The sequence below is a fragment of the Bradyrhizobium sp. CB1717 genome (genome assembly GCF_029714325.1).
GTDB lineage: Bacteria > Pseudomonadota > Alphaproteobacteria > Rhizobiales > Xanthobacteraceae > Bradyrhizobium.
The window spans coordinates 4,905,138-4,927,295 of the sequence record NZ_CP121666.1; the positions used below are offsets into that span (position 1 = coordinate 4,905,138).

The following is a 22,158-nucleotide window of genomic DNA, read 5'->3' on the forward strand; positions in this document are numbered from 1 at the left end:
AGGGGCTGAGGTGGCAGGGAAGCGGACCCGACCCCGAGATCCGACCAAGTCCGCGGCAAATGGAGCATACCTCTGCCGCGCGGTTTCACAACTGTCATGGGCTCATGTCCTTATGAGGGCATGGGCTTTTCGAACGACGCGTGGCAGTGCCAACCGCGTCTATGGCCGATCGTTCCTGAACGAGAGCTGAAACGATCGCGACTATTTCTGGGGCGCCGGTGTCGGGCTTGCCGCAGGCGAGGGGCTCGCGGCCGGCTGCGGGGCAGGCGCATTGCCGGCGGTCGGCGCTGCCGGCTGGGACGCGCTAGCTGCCGCCTGCTGCGGCTGGGAGGCCGGGTTGATCCAGCAAGCGTGCACGCGGCTGTCCAGGGTCTCGGCGACCTTGGGATCGATCTGGCCGCCGAAGCGGGTCAGGCAGCGGAACGCCGCCTGGATATGGCCGCCGGGGCAACCGAAGCGGTCGTAGAGGTCGAGATGGCGGAACGCGGTATCGAGGTCATCCCGCCACATCAGCCGCACCACGCGCCGGCCGAGCCAGACGCATTCGGGGTTGCCGGCCGGGCCGTTGATGACCTGGGCGGCTTCGGCGAATTCGTCGGTGCGGCGCTGGTTCTGGGCGGCGTCCTTGGCGGCGTCGGCGGGCTGGGCGGCGGCCTTGCCCTGGTCGGGCGCCGGCGTGCCGCTCTGGGCGGAGGCGCCATTAAGGCCCGCCAGACCAAGAAGGGCGGATACGGCCAAGGTGGCGGCGAACTGCCGCAGGACCGCATTTCGTGACTGACGCACCCGTTGCCGCATGAATTCCCCAACTTCTCCACTGACCGCCCGCGTCAGGATCCCGCGGACGCGCCGTGATGGCGTCCAAATGGGTCTCCAATGCGGCGGAAAATTCCCGCCGAGTCCCATGACCTGTATTTCGAATTTTGTCCAGCAAAGTCACAATCCTAGGGCTCTGTCGAACGGCCGCAGGTAAATTCATTGGGGGCGCGAGGGATCCATCCGGAGTGCCCCCTTGGCAGACGGCGTGGATGCAGGTAATCGACGGCCCTTCGCGGAGGACGGAACCGATTTCTCTTCGTACGCCACTGGCGCTTCTGCTCGTTTCACTGGGGGTGATTGCTGCCGTGTGGTGGTGGCTGGCCACGCCGATCACGCTCGCGCGCGCCCCGATCGATCCCGCCGAGAAGGTTCAATGCGTCTCCTATGCGCCGTTCCGCGGCGAGCAGTCGCCGCTGAACGCCTGGACCCATATCGAGGCCGAGCAGATCGAGCAGGACCTGCGCCAGCTCAAGGAGATCACCGACTGCGTCCGCACCTATTCCATGGAGAATGGGCTCGACCAGGTTCCGGCGATCGCCGCCAAGGTCGGTGGGATGAAGGTGCTGCAGGGCATCTGGCTCTCCAGCAACCGCACCAAGAATTTCGAGCAGGCCGCGCTCGCCGTCCGTCTCACCAAGGACTTCCCCAACGTCATCACCGCGGTCATCGTCGGCAACGAGGTGCTGCTGCGCGGCGAGATGACGACCGCCGACCTCGTCTCCATCATCCGCTCGGTGAAGGCGCAGGTCAGCGTGCCCGTCACCTATGCCGATGTCTGGGAGTTCTGGCTGAAGAACCGCGAGGTCTACGACGCCGTCGATTTCGTCACCATCCACATCCTGCCCTATTGGGAGGACTTTCCGGTCAAGGCGAAATTCGCCGCCTCGCATGTCGAGGCGATCCGCGAGCGCATGGCGGTGGCGTTCCCCGGCAAGGAGATCCTGATCGGCGAAACCGGCTGGCCGAGCGCGGGGCGCATGCGCGAGGGCGCGCTGCCGTCACGCACCAACCAGGCGCGCGTCGTTTCGGAAATCCTCAGCCTGGCAAAGGCGAACAAGTTTCGCGTCAACCTGATCGAGTCCTACGACCAGCCGTGGAAGCGCAAGCTGGAAGGGACCGTTGGCGGCTATTGGGGACTCTATGACTCCGTGCGCCGGAACCTGAAATATCCGCCGGGTCAGCCGATCAGCAATTTCCCGTACTGGAAATGGTACATGGGCGCCGGCATGGGCCTGTGCGTGCTGGTGTTCGCGGTGGCGCTGATCACGCTGCGCCGGCGGCCGTGGACGCCGCGCTTCTCGGCCTGGCTCGGTGTCGCGATCTCGGCAACGACGGCGGGGAGCCTGCTCGGGATCGGCGCGGACAAGATGTACTATGAGAGCCTCGGCCTCGGCGGCTGGGTGCATTGGGGCGCGCTGCTGCTCGCCGGCATCCTGTCGCCGATCTTCTGCGCGCAGGCGATGGTGATCGGCCGCAGTCTGCCGACCTTCCTCGATCTGCTCGGTCCGCGCGAGGGCCGGAAATGGTCGAAGCTCACCGCCGTGCTCGGCCTGACGCTGGCGGTGACCGCGGTGATCGCGGCCGAGACCGCGCTCGGCTTCGTGTTCGACCCGCGCTACCACGACTTCCCCTACGCCTCGCTGACGATGGCGGTGGTGCCGTTCGCGCTCTTGATGCTGAACCGTCCGCAGATCGGCCAGCGTCCGATCGCGGAAGCGGTGTTCGCCGGCGTGCTCGCACTGTCGGCGATCTACGTGCTCATCAACGAGGGGCGCGACAACTGGCAGTCGCTGTGGACCTGCGCGATGTTTCTGTTGTTCGCGCTCACGCTGTGGCGGGCGCGGGCCGAGCAAATCCAAGAATGAGCAGGCCGATCGCAAGGCCCGACAGCACGACATTGTAGAGCACGATGCCGAGGCCGGCGGCGATGATGCCGACGGTCAGCAGCACGATCGACGGCCGCATCAGGTTGAGCGTCGCCACCACCAGTGCGACGATACCGAACACCGAATTCTTGAACAGCACGGTCGAGACCGCGCGCGCCTTGCAGATCAGCGTCTGCAGGCCGGCGTCGCAGGCAAGGCCGACGGTCGAGAGCTCGATGCCGAGATAGCGCAGGTAAAGCGCATAGCCGACGGTTGTGAAGCCGACGACGAGCAGGAACTGCACCTGGTAGGGCGTGAGGCGGAAGGGCTTTTTTCTCATGGCCGCAATATGGTCGGGATGGGGGAAGGGGGCAACAGGGCAGGTGGAGGTTTTTCGGCAAGTCTGCGTGAGAAAATCTGGAACGCGATTCACAGCGCAGATGCGTTGCCGATCGTCAGCGCTTCGATTTTCTGCTCCCTGAGATGGAAGCCCACTACCGCCTGAAGAACGACGTCAGCGTCGAGCCCGCCGACGCCGCCTCCGGCTTTGCCTGCGGCGCGGGCTGCTGCGGTGCCGGGGCAGGCGCGGGCTCCTCGCGCTTCGATGAGCGCTTGGAAGAGTAGCTCCGGCGACGCTTGTCCGGTTTTGCGTTTGGCGCGGGCGCGGGTGCAGTCTCGGCTTGCGGTGCTGCGTCCTGCGTCTTCTCGGCGTTGTTCTCCTGAACCCGGTCCTGAGACTTCTCTTGCCCCTTGTCTTGCCCCTTCTCCGAACCGCCACGCATCGACAGCCGCTGGCCGTCGAACACGGTGGTCTCGCAGTGGCGGCTGCTCTCGGATAGTCCGGCGCAGAGCTTTGCGGCGGCGGCGGCATTGATCAGCGGGCCGGCCCCCAAGCGCAGCTGCATGCCGTTGCCACCTTCCTTGATCATGATGATCGGACGCAGCGCTGCGACTTCCGGATTGGATTTGGTCACGCCGCGCCACAGCGCGCGCAGGCCGTCGATCGAGTTGGCGCCGCCGAGGTCGATCGCAAAGCGTGTCTGCTGGACCGCGATCGCCGGCGCCTCGCTCTCGGCCGTCTCCGGCGCCTTGGCCGGTGCGGCCGCGGCGACTTCGGTCGGAGCGGGCGCTGGCTCCGGCTTCTTCTCCGTCTCGGGCTGAACCAATTTGGACGCGGCGGGATCGGGCGGCGCCATGATCGACTTGGACGGCACCAGCGGGAGCATCGGCAGCGCCGAGGTCGTTGCCGGCGCCTGTGAGACCAGGGAGGCGGCAGCCGCGGTCTGCGGCGACGGATTTGCCGGCTCCTTCGCTGCGTCCTTTGCGGGCTCCTTCGCCTGGTCTTTGGCAGTTGCGCGCGGCTTGTCGCTAGGGGCCGCCGGCACCGAGGCCACCGGCCCGACGCTGGGCGCAGCCGCGGCGGGCTGTGCGTCAGGGGCCGGCGTGTCCTGCGGCTTTGCGCTCTGCCTGGCGATCGCGCCGGTGACGGAATCGAGCCCTTGCTCCAGCACCGTGACGCGCGAATAGAGCCGGTCGCGATCGGTGTTCAGCGTCTCGATGGCGGCGGCGAGGCGGCGCGCCTCGTTCTGGCTGTCCTTGGTCAGCAGCTGCAGCCGGTCGGCCTGGCGCGCGAGATCGGCAGACGCCATCTGGTCACGGCGCCAGCCGAGCTGGGCCTGGTTGGCCATCACGGCAATGACGACGGCGCCGACGGCGGCCACGCCCCACGAGCCCAGCCGCCACATCATGCGGCGGTCGAAGGTGCTTTCCTCGGCCAAAAGTCCGGAGAACAGCCCGCCGGTCTCCTTCGTGCCGAAGGCGTCCGCCAGTGGGTCGGAATCCTTTGCCATGAACGTTAAATGCCCAGCCCTGTCCGGCTTCCCCGAATCAATCAGGGAACATTAACAGGAAAACTCGGTCGCACTTGAATTCCGGGCGTTTGCGGGGGTAGCAAGGCGGCAGCTCACGAGGGCGGCGCCTGCCGCGCCAATTGATTCGGCCGTATCTGACAGGATTGCGATGACCGCCCGTTCCAGCCTCACGATCGTGCTCGCCGCCGGTGAAGGCACGCGGATGCGATCGAACCTGCCGAAGGTGCTGCATCCCGTCGCTCACCAGAGCCTGCTCGCCCATGTGCTCGCCGCCGCACCGAAGGGAACCGGCACCTCGCTCGCTGTCGTGATCGGACCGGATCATCAGGCGGTGGCGGATGAGGCGAAGCGCATCCGCCCCGACGCGCTCACCTTCGTGCAGAGCGAACGCCTCGGCACCGCGCATGCGGTGCTGGCGGCGCGCGAGGCCATCGCGCGAGGCGCCGACGATCTCCTGATCGCGTTCGGCGACACGCCGCTGATCTCGGCCGAGACCTTTGCGCGGCTGCGCGCGCCGCTCGCCAGGGGCGCGGCGATTGCCGCGCTCGGCTTCCGCGCCGCCGACCCGACCGGCTATGGCCGTTTCATCGTCGAGGGCGACCGCCTGGTCGCGATCCGCGAGCAGGCCGATGCGAGCGCGGAAGAGCGCAAGATCGATCTGTGCAATGCCGGCGTCATGGCGATCGACGGACGCCGTGCGCTCGACATCCTCGAGACGATCGGCAATGCCAATTCCAAGGGCGAATATTATCTGACGGATGCGGTCGAAATCGTCCGCAAGCAGGGATGGGAGTCCGTGGTGATCGAAACCAGCGAGGACGAGGTGCGCGGCATCAACACCAAGGCGCAGCTCGCCGAGGCCGAAGCCGTGATGCAGGCGCGCTTGCGGAAAGCGGCGATGGAGGCCGGCGTCACGCTGATCGCTCCCGAGACCGTGTATCTGTCCGCCGACACCGTGTTCGGCAAGGACGTCACCATCGAGCCGTTCGTGGTGATCGGGCCGGGCGTGTCGATCGCCGATGGCGCCGTGATCCATTCCTTCTCGCACATCGTCGAGACCACGCTCGGCAAGAAGGTCTCGATCGGCCCCTATGCGCGGCTTCGTCCCGGCACCACGCTCGGCGACGGCGCGCGCATCGGCAATTTCGTGGAGACCAAGGCGGCGACGCTGGAGGCCGGCGTCAAGGTCAACCATCTCTCCTACATCGGCGATGCCACGGTCGGCGCCAATTCCAACATCGGCGCCGGCACCATCACCTGCAACTACGACGGCTTCAAGAAGCACAAGACCATCATCGGGCAGGGCGCCTTCGTCGGCACCAACTCCTCGCTGGTCGCGCCGGTCAAGATCGGCAACGGCGCCTATATCGGCTCCGGCTCGGTGATCACGCGCGACGTGCCCGATGATGCCATGGCGCTGGAGCGCAACCAGCAGACCATCCGGGAAGGCGGTGCGGCTCGCTATCGCGAGATGAAGACGGGCGGCAAGAAACTGGAAAAGAAGCCGGAGAAGTGAGCGCCGCTATTCGTCGTCGGCGAATTCCGAGAAGATCGCGCGGGTCAGGCGCCAGCCGCGCGGCTTGGCGCGCTTGGCGGGTTCACCTTGCTTATGCTTGATGAAGACCGGCTTGCTTTCCTTGCCGCGCTGGGGCGGCGGCCAATGGGCGAGGTGCGTGCCCGAGGTCTCGCTGGCACGCAGATACAATGACGACAGACCTTTACGGTCGGATGAGCCTTTCATGGCCTTGTTCTCCTGACCGGAATCGTTGGTCAAACTTGTTGACAACAAGTTAACGCGCGGGGTTAAAGGCCGGCCACATCGACGCAGGCCGGCAATGGTGCCGGCGAATGCTGTCTCAATCAGCAATAATTATTGAGTATATGGTTCCCTCGGAATTTCGCTAAAAACTGAGCGCGTCATTTTGGCGATTTTTCGACGATTTGGGGGATATTGATCCGCATGTGCGGGATTGTCGGCATTCTCGGGCGTGAACCGGTTGCAGAGCAATTGGTGGATTCGCTCAAACGTCTTGAATATCGCGGCTACGACTCCGCGGGCGTCGCCACGCTCGAAGGCAAGCATCTCGAGCGCCGCCGCGCCGAGGGCAAGCTGAAGAACCTGGAGAAGCGGCTGGAAGCCGAGCCGCTCAAGGGAACGACCGGCATCGGCCACACCCGCTGGGCCACTCACGGCAAGCCGACCGTCAACAATGCGCACCCGCATGCGACCGAGCGCGTCGCCGTGGTCCACAACGGCATCATCGAGAATTTCCGCGAGCTGCGCGAGGAGCTCGAAAAGAACGGCACGGTATTCCACACCGAGACCGACACCGAGATCGTGCTGCATCTCGTCGATGATCTGCTCACGCGCGGCAACAAGCCCGTGGAAGCGGTCAAGCTGGCGCTGGGGCGCTTGCGCGGCGCCTTCGCGCTCGGCTTCATCTTCGCCGGCGACGACGACCTCATGATCGGCGCCCGCAACGGCCCGCCGCTTGCGATCGGTTACGGCGACGGCGAGATGTATCTCGGCTCCGACGCCATCGCGCTCGGCCCGTTCACCGACACGATCAGCTATCTCGAGGACGGCGACTGGGTCGTGCTGACCCGCAAGAGCGCCACCATCTTCGACAAGGATGGCCACGCCGTCCAGCGCGAGAAGATCAGGCATGCGGCCTCGACCTCGCTGGTCGACAAGGCCAATTACCGCCACTTCATGGCCAAGGAGATCCACGAGCAGCCGGAGGTGGTCGGCCACACCCTGGCGCGCTATGTCGACATGGCGACCGAGCGGGTCGCGCTGCCGGTCAAGCTGCCGTTCGACTTCAAGAATATCCAGCGCATCAACATCACCGCCTGCGGCACCGCGAGCTATGCCGGCTTCGTCGCAAAATACTGGTTCGAGCGCTTTGCGCGCGTGCCGGTCGAGGTCGACGTTGCCTCCGAATTCCGCTACCGCGAGGCGCCCTTGCGCAAGGGCGATCTGGCCATCTTCATCTCGCAGTCGGGCGAGACCGCCGACACGCTGGCGGCGCTGCGCTACGCCAAGGCCGAGGGTGTGCACACGATCGCGGTCGTCAACGTGCCGACCTCGACCATCGCGCGCGAAAGCGAGACCGTGCTGCCGACGCTGGCCGGACCCGAGATCGGCGTCGCCTCGACCAAGGCCTTCACCTGCCAGCTCATGGTGCTCGCCAATCTTGCGATCGCGGCCGGCAAGGCCAGAGGCGAATTGTCCGACGAGGACGAGACCAAGCTGGTCCATGGCCTCGTCGAGGTCCCGCGACTGATGTCGGATGCGCTCACCACCGAGCTGCAGATCGAGAAGCTCTCGCGCGAGATCGCGAAATCGCGCGACGTGCTTTACCTGGGCCGCGGCACCAGCTTCCCGCTCGCGCTCGAAGGCGCGCTGAAGCTGAAGGAGATCTCCTACATCCACGCCGAGGGCTATGCCGCCGGCGAGCTCAAGCACGGCCCGATCGCGCTGATCGACGAGACCATGCCGGTCGTCGTCATCGCGCCCTATGACCGGGTGTTCGAGAAGACCGTCTCGAACATGCAGGAGGTCGCCGCCCGCGGCGGCAAGATCATCCTGATGACCGACGCCAAGGGCGCGGAGGAGGCGACTGTCGACTCGCTCGTCACCATCGTCATGCCCGACATGGCGGCGGCGTTCACGCCGATGGTCTATGCCGTCCCGGTGCAGCTGCTCGCCTATCATACGGCTGTCATCATGGGCACCGACGTCGACCAGCCGCGCAATCTCGCGAAATCGGTGACCGTGGAATAGGCAGAAGGGACCGGGCTGCACTCTTCCAAAACCTGCTAGAAGACCCTAGCTTGAGTGCAGCGACTGACCTGGAACCCGAATGACCACCCGCGACGACGTCCCCGCGCCGCTTGATCCCGCTCCGGAACCGCATACCGGCCTGATGGGCCGCTTCCGCAATTACTTCCTGACCGGCCTCGTGGTGACGGGGCCGATCGCAATCACTCTTTATCTCGTCTGGTGGTTCGTCACCTGGGTCGATGGCGTGGTTCGGCCGTTCGTGCCGCTGGCCTATCGGCCCGAGACCTATCTGCCCTACGGCGTTCCCGGCTGGGGACTGATTGTCGCATTCTTCACGCTGACACTGGTCGGCTTCCTCGCCGCGAACCTGATCGGCCGGACGCTGGTCGACGTCGGCGAGACCTTCCTCGGTCGCATCCCGGCGGTGCGTGCGATCTATCGCGGGCTGAAGCAGGTGTTCGAGACGCTGTTCTCGGGCAAGGGCTCGAGCTTCCGCAAAGTGGGCCTGGTCGAGTTTCCCTCACCCGGCATGTGGTCGATCGTGCTGATCTCGCAATCGCCGAGCGAGGATATCGCCCGCAGCCTGCCGGGGCAGGAGGAGCACGTCTCGGTGTTCCTGCCGTGTTCGCCGAACCCGACCACCGGCTTCTTCTTCTACGTGCCCAAGAGCAAGATCATCGAGGTCGACCTCAGCGCCGAAGACGCCGCGACGCTGATCATGTCGGCCGGTGTGGTGCAGCCGGGCTCGGCGCCCGACCCGAAGAAGGCGGCCGCGCTCGCGGGCATGGCCAATGCCGCGCGCATCGCCAACGCTTCGACGCTCCAGCCCCAGCCTGCGAAGGTGGAGTAGGGCCATTCCGCTGCGGGATGGCCGCATTCACGCAAGGACTCGCATCCTCTGCTAGTCTCCGGTCGGTCCGAGCGCATCGCTCGGAATTCGACCTGGAGTGCACGATGTCCAAAACGATTGCGATCCTCGCACCCGGCGCCATGGGCAGCGCCGTGGCCCGCCGCCTCAGCGAAAACGGCGCGCGCGTGCTGACCTCCTTGAAAGGCCGCAGCGAGGCGACGCTGAAGCGGGCAGCGGATGCCGGCATGATCGGCGCCGAGGACGACGCGATCGCAGACGCCGACATCATCCTCTCGATCGTGCCGCCGGGCGAGGCCGTTGCACTCGCCGAACGCCTGGCCGCGCTGATCGTCCGGCGCACGAAGAAGCCGGTCGTGGTCGACTGCAACGCGGTCAACGTGGACACCGTGCAACGGATCGAGGAGATCATCGGCTCGGCGCAGGCGCCGTTTGTCGACGGTGGCATCATCGGCTTCCCGCCGCAGCGAGGTGGCAAGAGCCCGGCCTTCTACATGTCCGGCGAGCACGCGAAGGACGTCGCGGTGCTGAAGGATCTCGGCCTCGACGTGCGGATCGTCGAAGGCCCGGTCGGCGCGGCCTCCGCGCTGAAAATGTCCTATGCCGGCATCGTCAAGGGCCTCGCCGGCATCGGCTCGGCCATGGTGGTTGCGGCAACGAAAGCTGGAGCGGCCGATGCGCTGCGCGACGAGCTCGCGCTGAGCCAGCCCGCGATCCTGGCCCGGCTCGAAGTGGCGCTGCCGGACATGATCCCGAAAGCCTATCGCTGGGTTGCGGAGATGCGGGAGATTTCCGGCTTCCTAGGCGCCGATCATCCCGCCAGACAGATCTACGAGGGTTTTGCGCGCTGGTTCGAGCACCTCGCTGAGGATGCGAATGGCGAGGCGGCGGATGCCGAGCTGATGAAGACATTTGCCGCGAGCATCGCGCGGAAGAAGTCCTAGGGCATCTGCTCAGCAATCAGGCTTCGCGCAGCCGTACGGAATCCAGAAAATTCGCGATGTCGCGGTCGCGCCTCAAGCGCACGACTGGGACATCGGGGCCATACTGCATCCGCTCGGCCTCGATGACGGGTACGCGCTCCGCGCGAGCGTGAGGTCGAAGGCCAGCCCCGAGAAGCTGCCGTCGACGACCCACGCATCGCCCGCGATCGCTTCCGCGACGCGCGTTCGAAAGCTTGCCGCGTCGGACGTCTTCCAGCCCGGCCGCCAGTAGAGCACATCGAGATGCACCACGGGCAGCCCAAGCTTTCGCCCGAGCTTCAGGGCGAGGCTCGTCTTTCCGCTTCCCTGTGAGCCAACGACGATGATCCCACGCATTCAGGCAGGGTTTCACGAAATCGGCTTTGGGAAAAGACGGCGCCGGCCAGGCCCAGTTTATTACCTCGCATGTAATTGAGCCAGTTCGCGGCCCGACTAGTCTTTCGACCATCGTCATCGCATGAGGAGAGAGACATGCAAGTCGTGTTCACGAAGAAGGAGCCGCCGCAATGGTTGCTCGACATGTGGAAGGAGATCGACGACAAGACGTTTGGACGAGGTTTCGACTGCTTCGCGGACGATGCTGTCTGCAATCTCGGCGTCGCCGACTGGAGGGGTCGCGAAGCGATCCGCGCCAATTTGAGGGCCTTCATCGACACCGGCTTCACGGCGCTGCATCACGTCACCGAATATTGGGACGCCGGCTCGCTGAAGGTGTTTCGCGGTGTCGTGGACATGACACCCGACGATCGCTCGATGAAGGCGGTGCATCCGACGATGACGCACTTCTTCTACATGGACGAGCGGGACGAGACCAAGGTGCGCCACTGGGTGGGTGCCGTGGGGCCCGTCGCGTTCGGTTGATTGTCCGCCATCGGCGACCCACATGGTGCCTCGGGTGATCCGGGGCGCCATGGCTCGCGCGTTGGCGATCCGGCACCACCGAAAGGATCTATTGATAATGAAAGCGACTGCGGCCGCCCTCAAGGCCCGCGCGACATCCGCGGGCGCGCTGCTGCGTCAATGGCGGGACATTCGCGGCAAGACGCAGCTTGACCTGTCTTTCGATGCCGGCGTCTCGCAGAAGCATATCAGCTTCGTCGAGAGCGGCCGCAGCGTCCCGAGCCGGCAGATGCTGCTCGATCTCGCCCAGGCCCTCGACGTCCCGCTGCGGGAGAGGAACGAGCTGCTGCTGGCCGCAGGCTACGCGCCATCCTATCGCGATCCCGCGCTCGAGGCGCCCGCCATGACCAGCATCAACCGCGCGCTGGGCCGCATGCTGCGTCAGCACGAGCCGTTTCCGGCCATCGTCATGGACCGGTACTGGAACGTGCTGATGACCAACGAGGCCGCGCCGCGTCTGTTCAACTGCTTCATCGACCTGTCGGCACGCCCGGCCCCGCGGAACCTGCTGCATCTCATGTTCGATCCCGACGGCATGCGCCCCTTCATCGCAAACTGGGCGCAGACCGCGCGCGGCCTGCTGGCCCGCGTGCATCGCGAGGCGGTCGGGCATGTCGTCGACGTCAGGACCAGGGCGCTGCTGGAGGAACTGTCGCGATACCCGGGTGTGAAGCCGGAATGGCGCGCGCCCTCGGCCTCCGATGCGATGCCGATGCTTCCGCTCGGCTTTGTCAAGGACGGCGTGACGCTCGACTATTTCTCCCTGATCACGACCGTCGGAACGCCGCAGACCGTGACGGCCGAAGAGCTGCGGCTCGAGTGCATGTTCCCCGCCAACGATGCGACCGAAGCCGAGCACGGCAGGTTCTTGCGCGCACATGCCGGGTAGGGGACGCGCCGCGCGCCGGCCCGTTCAACGTGTGCCGAGCTCCACCCGCAGCGTCTTTGCGAGCGCAGCGAAGCAATCCAGAGTCTTTCCGCGGAGAGATTCTGGATTGCTTCGCTGCGCTCGCAATGACGAGGAGGAGACGTCGCAAACTCCATCTGCTACTATCTTGCTGATAGCTGACACATGCAGGAGTTCGAATGAGAGTGCTTGTCATCGGCGCGGGCGCGCTTGGCGGCTATTACGGAGCCTGCCTGGTCCGAGCGGGCGGCGACGTGACCTTTCTGGTGCGATCTGCGCGTGCCGAGCAATTGCGGCGGAACGGGCTGCAGGTCGCGAGCCCGCATGGCGACTTCGCCGTGCAGCCGAAGCTTCTTGCGGCTGGCGATATTAAGGAGCCGTTCGACGTCGTGCTCGTCGGCGTGAAGGCCTACTCGCTCGACGACGCCATGAGCCAGTTCGCGCCCGCCATCGGCCCCAGCACGACGATTTTGCCGATCCTCAACGGGTTGAAACATCTCGACGCCCTGACCGCGCGATTCGGCGCCGCACGCGTCCTCGGCGGGCTCGCGAACGTCAGCGCCGGGCTCGATGCGGATGGTCGTGTCGTCCAGTTCATGGCCAATCAGACCATTGTCTTCGGCGAGATCGAAGGCGCGTTGAGCGAACGTGCGCTTGCCCTGGAAAAGCTGCTCCAGGTCCCCGGCATCGACGTGCGCGCCAGCGAAGCGATCATGCAGGACATGTGGGAGAAGTTCGTCCAGCTCTCGACGCTCGCCGGCATCACCTGCCTGATGCGCGCAAGCATCGGTGACATCCTTGCCGTGCCCAACGGTGAGCAGTCCATCTTCCGCCTGTTTGCGGAATGCTGCACTGTTGCGACGGCTTCAGGTTTCGAGCCGCGCGCGCCGTTCATCGAGTTCGACCGAAAACTGTTCACCACGCTGGATTCGCCGCTGAAGGCCTCGATGCTGCGCGACATCGAGCGCGGCTCGATCACCGAAGCGGAACATATTTTGGGCGATATGGCCAATCGGGCCCATACGCTCGGCATCGACACCCCGCTGCTGGACCTCGCCCGCGCGCATGTGGCGGCCTACGAGATCGGGCGGCGAAGGGCAGGGAGCTAGCCCGCGCCGATCAGCGGGATCGCCTCGTCGCGCTCGTACAGATACAGCAGGCACCGCAGCGCCTCGCCGCGCTCGCCCTTGAGCTTCGGATCGTCCTTGAGGATGCGCAGCGCTTCGTCTCTAGCCTGGGTGATGAGCTGGCCGTGGACCTCCGAGCGCGCGATGCGGTAGCCGGGCAGGCCGCTCTGGCGCACCCCTAGCACGTCGCCTTCGCCGCGCAGCTTCAGATCCTCCTCGGCAATGCGGAAGCCGTCGGTGGTCTCGCGGATCACTTTCAGCCGTGCCTTCGACATCTCGCCGAGCGGCTCGCCATAGAGCAAGATGCAGGTCGAGGCTTCCGAGCCGCGGCCGATGCGGCCGCGCAATTGGTGCAGCTGGGCAAGGCCGAAGCGTTCGGCATTCTCGATCACCATGATGGTGGCGGCGGGCACGTCGACACCGACCTCGACCACGGTGGTCGCTACCAGCAGCCCGATCTCGTGGGCCGCGAACTGGGCCATCACCCGGTCCTTCTCGGTGCCCTTCATCTGACCGTGGACGAGGCCGACACGCTCGCCGAACCGCTTCTGCAGGCTCTCGAAACGCTTGGTCGCGTTGGTGAGGTGCTCGGTGCCCTCGGCCTCGGATTCCTCGACCAGCGGGCAGATCCAGTAGACCAGCTTGCCGGACTCGAGCGCGCGGCCGACGCCCTCCATGACCTCGCTGATCCGGCTCATCGGCACCGCGCGGGTGTCGATCGGCTGGCGGCCGGCGGGCTTTTCACGCAGCTCGGAGATGTCCATGTCGCCGAAATAGGTCAGCACCAACGTGCGCGGAATCGGCGTCGCGCTCAGCACCAGCACATCCACGGCTTCGCCCTTGGAGGTCAGCGCAAGGCGCTCGCGCACGCCAAAGCGGTGCTGCTCGTCGACGATGGCGAGCGCGAGGTCCTTGAAGAGCACGTCGTCCTGGATCAGCGCATGGGTGCCGACGAGCAGGTCGATCTCGCCCTCGGCGAGCTGGGCGATGATCTCGCGCCGCTCCTTGCCCTTTTCGCGGCCGGTGAGGATCGCGACGCGCATCCCCGCCCGCTCGGCGAGCGGGGCAATGGTCTTGATGTGTTGGCGCGCCAGGATTTCCGTCGGCGCCATCAGCGCGGCCTGCTTGCCGACCTCGGCAACGGCCGCGGCCGCCAGCAGCGCCACGACTGTTTTGCCCGAGCCGACGTCGCCCTGGAGCAGGCGCAGCATGCGCACCGGCTGCTTCAGGTCCTCGGCGATCGCGGCGGCGGCGCTGCGCTGGGAGGGTGTGAGCGCGTAAGGAAGGGCGTCGATGATCTTGTTGCGCAGGTGCCCGTCGCCGGCATTGCGCACGCCGGCGGGGCGGCGCAGCTGTGCGCGGATCAGTGCGAGGGCGAGCTGGCCGGCCAGGAGCTCATCGAAGGCGAGGCGCGACCAGAACGGCTGGTCGGGCAGGATGTCCGTGAGCTCGACCGGCTGGTGCACCCGCGTGAGCGCTTCCGCGATTGGCGGGAAGTGGCAGCGGCGCAGCACCTCGGGGCTGATCCATTCGGGCAGGGCGGGGAGCTTCTGCAGTGCCTGCGCGATCGCGCGGCGGAGCGAGCCGAGCGCGAGGCCCTCAGTCAACGGATAGACCGGATCTATCCCCGAGAGTTTTGAAATCGCCTCCTCGTCGAGCACACGGTCGGGATGCACGATCTGCGGGGTGCCGTCATACATCTGCAGCGTGCCGGAGACGTAGCGCTTCTCGCCCATTGGCAGCAGCTTCTCGACATAGCCGGGCTTGGCGCGGAAGAAGGTCAGCACGACATCGCCGGTGTCGTCGCTGGCATAGACCTGATACGGCGCGCGCGAATTGCGCGGCGGGGGCGGGCGGTGCCGGTCGACGGTGACCTCCAGCGTCACCATGGTTCCAACGGCGGCGTCCCGGATTTTTGGCCGCGCCCGGCGGTCGATGACCTGGCTCGGCAGATGCAGCAGCAGGTCGACCAGCCGCGGCGTCTCGTTGCGGCCGAGCAGATACTGCAGCAGCTTGTCCTGCTTCGGACCGACGCCGGGCAGGCTGGTCACGGGAGCAAACAGCGGATTGAGCAGGCTGGGGCGCATGGATGCGAATCTAGGATCGTTTCGGCCCGTCATGCCCGGCTTTATGCCGGGCATCCACGGCTTTTTTCGTGTCCCGAAGCGGGCGGCGGGCCAAAACAAATCAGGGGCCAAATCGAGGGCTGACACCGGCGGTCCGAGTGGCTATATCACCCCCGCCCGGCACGTCCGGGCTTTCTGCGTTTGACTGGATTTGAGACATGACGGGAACGACACGATCGAGCAGCGGGCTGGACGAGCGCCGCAAGCGGCTTCTGTTCCGCTGCTGGCACCGCGGCACGCGCGAGATGGACCTGATCCTCGGCCGCTTCGCCGATGCCGAGATCGCCAACCTGTCCGACGCCGAGCTTGATCAGCTCGAGGCCCTGCTCGAGGTCAACGATCCCGATCTCTATGCCGCCGTCACCGGCGACAAGGTGCTGCCGGCCGACGTCACCGGCGCGCTGTTTGCCCGGATCAAGGCGTTCCCGATCGCGGACGGCAACGCATGAAGCAGGGGATGAAATCGCCGGCCGAGCTGCTCACGCCCGGCCGCGCGCTGACGCTCGCCAATGTCGCGGAGGGCGCGGAAGGGCTCGTCGTCTCCGATCTCGCCCGCGCGATCGCGGCGCGGCCGAAGAAGCCGGCGGTCAGCCTTGCCGTGGTCTGCCGCGACGGCGGGCGCATGCAGCAGCTCGAACGCGCGCTGCGGTTCTTTGCGCCCGACCTGCCGGTGCTGACCTTCCCGGCATGGGACTGCCAGCCCTATGACCGCGTGTCGCCGCATGGCGGCATTCTCGCCCAGCGCCTGACCACGCTGGCGCGGCTGGCCTCGCTCACCGGCAGCGACAAGCCGCTGATCGTGCTGACCACGGTGAACGCCGTGGTGCAGCGCGTGCCCGCGCGCGAGCTCGTCGCGGCGCAGGCGCTGTCGGTCGCGCCCGGCAATGTCGTGCCGATGGACACCGTCGTCGCCTGGCTCGAGCACAACGGCTACAACCGCTCCTCGACCGTGCGCGAGCCCGGCGAATATGCCGTGCGCGGCGGCATCCTGGACCTGTTTCCGGCCGGCCTCGAACAGCCGGTTCGTTTCGACTTCTTCGGCGACAGCCTGGAATCGATCCGCTCCTTCGATGCCGAGACCCAGCGCACGCTGCTCGACATGCGCTCGCTCGATCTCGTGCCGGTCTCCGAATTCCAGCTCGTCACCGACACCATCCGCCGTTTCCGCATGGGCTACGTCGCCGAGTTCGGCGCGCCCGAGCGCGACGATGCGCTGTACGAAGCCGTCAGCGAAGGCCGCCGCCATCCCGGCATGGAGCACTGGCTGCCGCTGTTCCAGGACCGGATGGACACGCTGTTCGACTATCTGCAGGGCGCGACCGTTGCGATCGAGCCGCAGGCCGAGGACGCCGTTCGCGAGCGCTTCAAGCAAATCCAGGACTATTACGAAGCCCGCCGCGATGCGATGGAGCATCCCGGCGGCGGCGCCATCTACAAGCCGCTGCCACCCGACCGGCTCTATCTGACCGACGAGGAATGGGCCAAGCGCCTTGGCGAGATCCCGCTGGCGCGGCTGACGGCATTTTCGGTCCCGACCGACGGCACCAGTGTCGTCGATGCCGGCGCGCGCAAGGGCCGCGATTTCGCGCCGGAGCGCAACGACACCACCGTCAACGTGTTCGAGTCCGTCGTCAGCCACGTCATGGCGCTGCAGGCGGAGCGCAAGAAGGTCGTGATCGCGCTCTGGACCGAAGGCTCCCGCGATCGCATGACCTCGATGCTGCGCGACCACAAGCTCGCCCATACCACCAGCGTCAACGCCTGGCGCACGGTGCAGGCGACCCCGCGCAACGAGACCATGCTCGCCGTGCTTGGCCTCGAAAGCGGTTTCGAGACCGACGAGATCGCCATCATCAGCGAGCAGGACATTCTTGGCGACCGCCTGGTGCGGCCGCGCAAGGCCAGCCGCAAGCTCGACAATTTCATCTCGGAGGTGACGAGCCTTGCCGCCGGCGACATCGTCGTCCATGTCGAGCATGGCATCGGCCGCTTCATCGGCCTGCAGACCCTGGATGTTGCCGGCGCGCCGCATGACTGCCTCGAGCTGCATTATGCGGCGGAGACCAAGCTGTTTCTGCCCGTCGAGAACATCGAGCTCTTGTCGCGCTACGGCTCCGACCAGACGACGGTCGAGCTCGATCGTCTCGGCGGCTCCGGCTGGCAGACACGCAAGGCAAAACTCAAGAACCGTATCCGCGAGATCGCGGGCGAGCTGATCAAGATCGCCGCCGCGCGTCATCTGCACGAGGCGCCCAGGCTGCCGGTGCAGCAGGGCCTCTATGACGAGTTCTGCGCGCGCTTCCCCTATGACGAGACCGATGACCAGTTAGGCGCCATCGAATCCACCCTGAAGGACCTCGAGCTCGGCCGTCCGATGGACCGGCTGATCTGCGGCGACGTCGGCTTCGGCAAGACCGAGGTTGCGCTTCGCGCGGCGTTTGCCGTTGCGCTCGAAGGCAAGCAGGTCGCCGTCGTGGTGCCGACCACGCTGCTGGCACGTCAGCACGCCAAAACCTTCACCGAGCGCTTCAAGGGCTTTCCGGTGAACGTGGCGCAGGCCTCGCGCCTGGTCGCGACCAAGGAGCTGAACCAGGTCAAGAAGGGCATCGCCGACGGCTCCGTCGACATCGTCGTCGGCACCCACGCGCTGCTCGGCAAGGCCATCAAATTCCGCGATCTCGGTCTTGTCATCGTCGACGAGGAGCAGCACTTCGGCGTCACCCACAAGGAGCGGCTGAAGGCGCTTCGCTCCGAGGTGCACGTGCTGACCCTATCGGCGACGCCGATCCCGCGCACACTTCAGCTTGCGCTGACCGGCGTCCGCGAGCTCTCGATCATTGCCTCGCCGCCAGTCGATCGCCTCGCGGTCCGCACCTTTGTCGCCCCGCATGATCCGCTGATGATCCGCGAGGCGCTCTTGCGCGAGCGCTATCGCGGCGGCCAGGCGTTCTACGTGGTACCGCGCATCGACGACCTCGCCGAGGTCAAGGACTTCCTCGACAAGAACGTGCCGGAGATGAAGGTCGCGGTCGCGCACGGCCAGATGCCGCCCGCCGTGATCGAGGACATCATGACCGCGTTCTACGACGGCAAGTTCGACATTCTCTTGTCGACCACCATCGTTGAGTCCGGCCTCGACATCCCCAACGCCAACACGCTGATCGTGCACCGCGCCGACATGTTCGGCCTCGCCCAGCTCTACCAGCTCCGCGGCCGCGTCGGCCGCTCCAAGCTGCGGGCGTACGCGCTGTTCACGCTGCCGGCGCAGCAGAAGATCACGGCGCAGGCCGAGCGCCGGCTCACCGTGCTGCAATCGCTGGAGACGCTGGGTGCGGGCTTCCAGCTCGCGTCCCACGACCTCGACATCCGCGGCGCCGGCAATTTGCTCGGCGAAGAGCAGTCCGGCCACATCAAGGAGGTCGGCTTCGAGCTCTACCAATCGATGCTGGAGGAGGCGATCGTCAACCTCAAGGCCGGCGTCTCCGAGCCCGCCGCCGACCGCTGGTCGCCGTCGATCACCATCGGCATGCCGGTGCTGATCCCGGAGGATTACGTCAGCGACCTCTCGGTGCGGCTGTCGCTGTACCGGCGCCTCGCCGATCTCGACACCGAGGAAGAGATCGAGAACTTTGGCGCCGAGATGCGCGACCGCTTCGGCGTGCTGCCGGACGAGGTGCGCTATCTGTTCAAGGTCGCCGCGATCAAGGCGTTCTGCCGCAGGGCTAATGTCGAGAAGATCGATGCCGGCCCGAAGGGCGCCGTCATCGTCTTCCGTGACAATTCCTTCGCCTATCCCGATCGCCTCGTGACCTTCATCCGCAGCTACGGCCAGGCCGCCAAGGTGCGGCCCGACATGAAGGTGGTGTTCCTGCAGGACTGGGAGACGCCGGAAGACCGTCTCGCCGGCACGACGGAGATCATGCGCCAGCTGGCCCAGCTCGCCGCGAGCAAGAAGGCGGCGTAGGGCACCAGCCTCACCACGTCATTGCGAGGAGCCCTTGCGACGAAGCAATCCAGAATCTTTCCGCGGAGATAGTCTGGATTGCTTCGCTGCGCTCGCAATGACCGTGTTTGTCGCGGCAGCGCGCCAGAAAACTACGACGCCGCCCGCGACGCATCGGCCGACAGCCGCGCCAGCAGCGACCTTGCCGTATCCGACGGCGACAGCGAGTCCACGCTGACCACGGGATCGCTGCGCATCTCGTGCTTGCCGTTGGACGTATGCCGCATCACCGCCGAGAGGCGGCGCGCGATCATATGCGCCGTGCGGAAGTCGGTCTCGGCGAACACGACGATGACCGAGCCGTCCTTCTGGGCCGCACCGAAATCCATCTGCCGCATCAGGCGGCTGAGGATGCGCGCGGCATCGAGCTGGGCGCGGGGATTGTTGGGATCGAAGGCGAATCGCGCCACCGACAGGCCGCCGCCGCGTGCCAGCGCCTGCTCGACCGCCTTGGCAAAGTCGCGGGCGAAGGCTTCCGTCGTGAGCAGGCCGCTGCGCGGGTCGAGCCAGCCGCCGGCGTCGATCGAGCGCAGCGTGCGGCTCAGCTGCGCCTCCATCGCGTGCTGGCGGATCAGCGGCAGCGCGTTGGCGGCGACCTTCGCCGGCTCGCCGGCGATCAGTTCGAGATTGGGCAGGTCGTAGCTTTGCGCGAGCTGGTGCGCGGTGACGACCACGGGCAGGGTGCGGAAGCGGGTGTCCTCGGCGAGCACGGTGAGGAAGGCGTCGGTCACGCGCGCGGTAAATCCTTCGGCGAGCACGACGCCGTCGATGTCGCGGGTGTTGAGATGTTTCGCCGCCGCCTCGATCGAGAGCGCGCCGACCACGCCGACGCGCTCACCGAGCGCGACGGAGAGCGCGGGATAGGCCGCGCCGCGGCCGATCAGCAGCACGGTGGCATCGCGCGACGGATCGCCCGCGGGCAGCGCAACCCTTGCCTCGGGCAGCCGGCGCAGCACGGTCGAATGCAACGTGCGGACGCGCAGCGCAGCGCGTAAGCGCGCGCTCAGGCGATCGGGATGGCCGGCGCGCGAAGCAAAGGGCAGGGCGTTGTGCGGCAGTGTGCCCGCCGCATCGAGGGCCACGAAGGGAAGGTAGGGCGATTGGTCGGCGATCTTCCTGGCGAGCAGCGCCAGATGCGGCTCATGTCCGCTGTGCATCGCGGCGAGCACCGCGGCCGGCTGCACCTGCTCGACCGCGCGCGTCGCGCTGGCCCAGTCGGTATCGACCACGGGGAAGAGCCGGGCCTCGTCCAGCGCCGCAACGAAGGCGGGGCGCTCGGCATTGGACACAAACAGGATCGGGCCCGCCTGGGACATCGAAAAGCTCTGATCACGCAACAGGTGCCGCGCAATCTAGTTTGGCCGCCTTAATGCGGCGTCAACGGAAGCACCGAAACTGTGCTCAGCCCGGCCCGGAGCGGTCACGAAATGCCTCGACCATCAGGGGGTTAAGCCCGAGCTCGCTGAGCGCCTCGCGGGCGCGGGCATTGTCCAGGGCCCGCCCTGCCAGCCGGTGGCCGGAGAGGCGGTCGGGCAGCGCGGTGAGCAGGGCGCCCTGGCCGAGACGGCGCGCCCATTCCTGCAGGTCGTTGGAGAGGAAACGGTACCCGCCGACAGCCATGATGCCGGAGGGTGGTGCAGTGATACAGATCGCGCCGCTCGCCCGGTCGAGCCGCGCCGCGTAGCCGGTATCGACATAATCGCGCGGCGGCTGCGCGATCAGCGTCTCGCCGACCGGTTGCGGCGGGGCATAGGCCGCGATCGGCACCATCGCCCCACGCAGGCCGAGCGTGCCCTTCGGCGTCAGCAGGATCTCGCCGGCGATGGAGGAGCCGGCCTGTTCGCGCGGCGCGCCGTGCGGTCCCGGCATCACCGGCACCGGCATGCCGTCCTCGCCACGGCGGGCGCCGAACAGTCCGGCCTCGCCGAACAGATAGACGTCGGTGAGTGGCGCATGCGGCGCGATCCAGGCATCGCTCGCCGCCACCTGCTCCGGCGCGCGCCACAGGCCGACGACGTTGCGTAACGTCGGCGTCCGCGCCGCGAGGTCGGCATCGCCCAGCCGCAGCGCGAGCTGCGCCGGCGCGATCAGCACCTCGCATTCGTGCTCGTTGATCTGCTGCTCCAGCACGTCGTTCTCGAACGGATGATGCAGCGCCAGCGTGCCGCCCGACAGCAGCCACACCGCCAGCGAAGAGGCGAGGCCCGCGAACGACATCGGCGTGAACGCCGCCATCACCGTTGCGCCCTGCTTGACGTCGGCTTCGAGCGACATCGCAAGGCCGCCGGCGATCAGGCTGAAATGCGGCCGCGGCACCGGGCGAAAGCCCTCTGCGGTGACGTCGAAGGAGATTATCGCCGCCTTGCGGCCGTCCTGGATCACGGCGCGCGTCGTGCCGGGCGGTCGGGCCAGGACGTCGTCGAGCGAGGCCATGCCTTCGGGCAGGTCGCGTCCGAAGCCGTAGACATGACGGATCGAGAACGCCTCGGCGGCGGCGTGCATCGAGAGGTCGGCATAGCTGACGCCGTCGACCGTGCTCATGGTGACGATGGCGCGCGCCGCGGTGCGGTTGAGCGCCGCGGTCAGCTCGGCGTGCCGCCACAGCAGCGGCAGCACGGCGACGACGAGGCCGGCGCGATGGGCGGCAAGCACGGTCAGCACGAACTCGACCGTGTTGGGCAACTGGATCGCGATGACGGAATTGGCCGGCAGGCCCGATTCGACGAAATGGGCCGACAGCGCCTCGATGGCGGTGTCGGCCTCGGCATAGCTCATCCGCCGCGGCTGGTGCCCGGTCACGCGCGGCTTGTTGAGAGGATCGAGCAGAGCGGTCGCATGCGGCTGCCGCATCAGCGTGCGCTGAAACAACGTGTCGAGCGTCGGCGATACGGCTGGCTGGTTCACG

General features: G+C 66.7%; 18 protein-coding genes. 10 read left to right on the plus strand and 8 right to left on the minus strand.

What is annotated here, in order from left to right; translation table 11 throughout:
* Positions 1–201: 201 nt before the first annotated feature.
* On the minus strand, positions 202–795 hold the full coding sequence (locus QA649_RS23415) for a beta-1-3, beta-1-6-glucan biosynthesis protein (RefSeq protein WP_260424105.1): 594 nt from the start codon (positions 793–795) through the stop codon (positions 202–204).
* 230 nt (positions 796–1,025) lie between these two features.
* Between QA649_RS23415 and QA649_RS23420 the strand changes: the two genes are divergently transcribed.
* Entirely contained in the window at positions 1,026–2,681 is a 1,656-nt protein-coding gene (locus tag QA649_RS23420) for a beta-(1-6) glucans synthase (protein ID WP_283019265.1), read from the plus strand.
* Here QA649_RS23420 and QA649_RS23425 read toward each other — a convergent pair.
* Positions 2,641–3,021: a hypothetical protein gene (locus QA649_RS23425; RefSeq protein ID WP_283019266.1), complete on the minus strand. Its 381-nt coding sequence runs from the start codon at positions 3,019–3,021 to the stop codon at positions 2,641–2,643. The two genes, QA649_RS23420 and QA649_RS23425, sit on opposite strands and share 41 nt — an antisense overlap.
* 154 nt (positions 3,022–3,175) lie before the next feature.
* Positions 3,176–4,531 (minus strand): hypothetical protein, encoded by a 1,356-nt coding sequence (locus QA649_RS23430; RefSeq protein WP_283019267.1) that lies wholly within the window; start codon positions 4,529–4,531, stop codon positions 3,176–3,178.
* 169 nt (positions 4,532–4,700) lie between these two features.
* On the opposite strand from QA649_RS23430, the gene glmU reads away from it, so the two are divergent.
* The gene (gene glmU, locus QA649_RS23435) at positions 4,701–6,068 is read left to right on the plus strand and encodes a bifunctional UDP-N-acetylglucosamine diphosphorylase/glucosamine-1-phosphate N-acetyltransferase GlmU (RefSeq protein ID WP_283019268.1); all 1,368 of its coding nucleotides are present in this window, start codon (positions 4,701–4,703) and stop codon (positions 6,066–6,068) included.
* 6 nt (positions 6,069–6,074) lie between these two features.
* Here the strand turns inward: glmU and QA649_RS23440 are convergent, their stop codons facing one another.
* Positions 6,075–6,293 (minus strand): hypothetical protein, encoded by a 219-nt coding sequence (locus QA649_RS23440; protein WP_260424098.1) that lies wholly within the window; start codon positions 6,291–6,293, stop codon positions 6,075–6,077.
* A 219-nt stretch (positions 6,294–6,512) separates the two neighbouring features.
* Between QA649_RS23440 and glmS the strand changes: the two genes are divergently transcribed.
* From glmS to QA649_RS23455, 3 genes are all read left to right on the plus strand, one after another.
* Positions 6,513–8,339, plus strand: a complete 1,827-nt coding sequence (gene glmS, locus QA649_RS23445; protein WP_283019269.1) for a glutamine--fructose-6-phosphate transaminase (isomerizing) — start codon at positions 6,513–6,515, stop codon at positions 8,337–8,339.
* 79 nt (positions 8,340–8,418) lie between these two features.
* Positions 8,419–9,189 (plus strand): DUF502 domain-containing protein, encoded by a 771-nt coding sequence (locus tag QA649_RS23450; protein WP_018642068.1) that lies wholly within the window; start codon positions 8,419–8,421, stop codon positions 9,187–9,189.
* Between the two features lie 104 nt (positions 9,190–9,293).
* A complete protein-coding gene (locus QA649_RS23455) occupies positions 9,294–10,151 on the plus strand; it encodes an NAD(P)-dependent oxidoreductase (RefSeq protein ID WP_283019270.1) in 858 nt (285 codons plus the stop codon).
* Positions 10,152–10,223: 72 nt separating this feature from the next.
* Here the strand turns inward: QA649_RS23455 and QA649_RS23460 are convergent, their stop codons facing one another.
* Complete coding sequence (locus tag QA649_RS23460) at positions 10,224–10,526, minus strand: hypothetical protein (RefSeq protein WP_283019271.1); 303 nt, start codon at positions 10,524–10,526, stop codon at positions 10,224–10,226.
* A 135-nt stretch (positions 10,527–10,661) separates the two neighbouring features.
* Here QA649_RS23460 and QA649_RS23465 point away from each other — a divergent pair, with 135 nt between their 5' ends.
* From QA649_RS23465 to panE, 3 genes are all read left to right on the plus strand, one after another.
* Positions 10,662–11,051: a nuclear transport factor 2 family protein gene (locus QA649_RS23465; RefSeq protein ID WP_283019272.1), complete on the plus strand. Its 390-nt coding sequence runs from the start codon at positions 10,662–10,664 to the stop codon at positions 11,049–11,051.
* A 97-nt stretch (positions 11,052–11,148) separates the two neighbouring features.
* A complete protein-coding gene (locus QA649_RS23470; RefSeq protein ID WP_283019273.1) occupies positions 11,149–11,979 on the plus strand; it encodes a helix-turn-helix transcriptional regulator in 831 nt (276 codons plus the stop codon).
* A 197-nt stretch (positions 11,980–12,176) separates the two neighbouring features.
* Positions 12,177–13,106 (plus strand): 2-dehydropantoate 2-reductase, encoded by a 930-nt coding sequence (panE, locus tag QA649_RS23475; RefSeq protein ID WP_283019274.1) that lies wholly within the window; start codon positions 12,177–12,179, stop codon positions 13,104–13,106.
* Here the strand turns inward: panE and recG are convergent.
* Positions 13,103–15,211 carry an ATP-dependent DNA helicase RecG gene (recG, locus tag QA649_RS23480; protein WP_283019275.1) on the minus strand — a complete coding sequence of 703 codons (2,109 nt, stop codon included), beginning with the start codon at positions 15,209–15,211 and terminating at the stop codon, positions 13,103–13,105. The two genes, panE and recG, sit on opposite strands and share 4 nt — an antisense overlap.
* A 197-nt stretch (positions 15,212–15,408) precedes the next feature.
* Between recG and QA649_RS23485 the strand changes: the two genes are divergently transcribed.
* Together QA649_RS23485 and mfd are read left to right on the plus strand one after the other, a co-directional pair.
* Positions 15,409–15,699 (plus strand): succinate dehydrogenase assembly factor 2, encoded by a 291-nt coding sequence (locus tag QA649_RS23485; RefSeq protein ID WP_283019276.1) that lies wholly within the window; start codon positions 15,409–15,411, stop codon positions 15,697–15,699.
* Complete coding sequence (mfd, locus tag QA649_RS23490) at positions 15,696–19,214, plus strand: transcription-repair coupling factor (protein ID WP_283019277.1); 3,519 nt, start codon at positions 15,696–15,698, stop codon at positions 19,212–19,214. Before QA649_RS23485 ends, mfd begins: the two co-directional genes overlap by 4 nt.
* Positions 19,215–19,345: 131 nt before the next feature.
* Here mfd and QA649_RS23495 read toward each other — a convergent pair whose 3' ends face one another.
* Together QA649_RS23495 and QA649_RS23500 are read right to left on the minus strand one after the other, a co-directional pair.
* Entirely contained in the window at positions 19,346–20,569 is a 1,224-nt protein-coding gene (locus QA649_RS23495) for a GGDEF domain-containing protein (protein WP_283019278.1), read from the minus strand.
* An 85-nt stretch (positions 20,570–20,654) separates the two neighbouring features.
* A complete protein-coding gene (locus QA649_RS23500; protein WP_283019279.1) occupies positions 20,655–22,157 on the minus strand; it encodes a class I adenylate-forming enzyme family protein in 1,503 nt (500 codons plus the stop codon).
* Between the last annotated feature and the right edge of the window lies 1 nt (position 22,158).

Bases quoted from the DNA above. Each gene is read 5' to 3' on its own strand.
- glmU (WP_283019268.1), top strand. From the start codon at position 4,701: ATGACCGCCCGTTCCAGCCTCACGATCGTGCTCGCCGCCGGTGAAGGC.
- QA649_RS23415 (WP_260424105.1), bottom strand. From the start codon at position 795: ATGCGGCAACGGGTGCGTCAGTCACGAAATGCGGTCCTGCGGCAGTTC.
- QA649_RS23440 (WP_260424098.1), bottom strand. From the start codon at position 6,293: ATGAAAGGCTCATCCGACCGTAAAGGTCTGTCGTCATTGTATCTGCGT.
- QA649_RS23460 (WP_283019271.1), bottom strand. From the start codon at position 10,526: ATGCGTGGGATCATCGTCGTTGGCTCACAGGGAAGCGGAAAGACGAGC.
- QA649_RS23420 (WP_283019265.1), top strand. From the start codon at position 1,026: ATGCAGGTAATCGACGGCCCTTCGCGGAGGACGGAACCGATTTCTCTT.
- QA649_RS23455 (WP_283019270.1), top strand. From the start codon at position 9,294: ATGTCCAAAACGATTGCGATCCTCGCACCCGGCGCCATGGGCAGCGCC.
- glmS (WP_283019269.1), top strand. From the start codon at position 6,513: ATGTGCGGGATTGTCGGCATTCTCGGGCGTGAACCGGTTGCAGAGCAA.
- recG (WP_283019275.1), bottom strand. From the start codon at position 15,211: ATGCGCCCCAGCCTGCTCAATCCGCTGTTTGCTCCCGTGACCAGCCTG.
- QA649_RS23470 (WP_283019273.1), top strand. From the start codon at position 11,149: ATGAAAGCGACTGCGGCCGCCCTCAAGGCCCGCGCGACATCCGCGGGC.
- QA649_RS23485 (WP_283019276.1), top strand. From the start codon at position 15,409: ATGACGGGAACGACACGATCGAGCAGCGGGCTGGACGAGCGCCGCAAG.
- QA649_RS23425 (WP_283019266.1), bottom strand. From the start codon at position 3,021: ATGAGAAAAAAGCCCTTCCGCCTCACGCCCTACCAGGTGCAGTTCCTG.
- QA649_RS23495 (WP_283019278.1), bottom strand. From the start codon at position 20,569: ATGTCCCAGGCGGGCCCGATCCTGTTTGTGTCCAATGCCGAGCGCCCC.
- mfd (WP_283019277.1), top strand. From the start codon at position 15,696: ATGAAGCAGGGGATGAAATCGCCGGCCGAGCTGCTCACGCCCGGCCGC.
- panE (WP_283019274.1), top strand. From the start codon at position 12,177: ATGAGAGTGCTTGTCATCGGCGCGGGCGCGCTTGGCGGCTATTACGGA.
- QA649_RS23450 (WP_018642068.1), top strand. From the start codon at position 8,419: ATGACCACCCGCGACGACGTCCCCGCGCCGCTTGATCCCGCTCCGGAA.
- QA649_RS23465 (WP_283019272.1), top strand. From the start codon at position 10,662: ATGCAAGTCGTGTTCACGAAGAAGGAGCCGCCGCAATGGTTGCTCGAC.
- QA649_RS23430 (WP_283019267.1), bottom strand. From the start codon at position 4,531: ATGGCAAAGGATTCCGACCCACTGGCGGACGCCTTCGGCACGAAGGAG.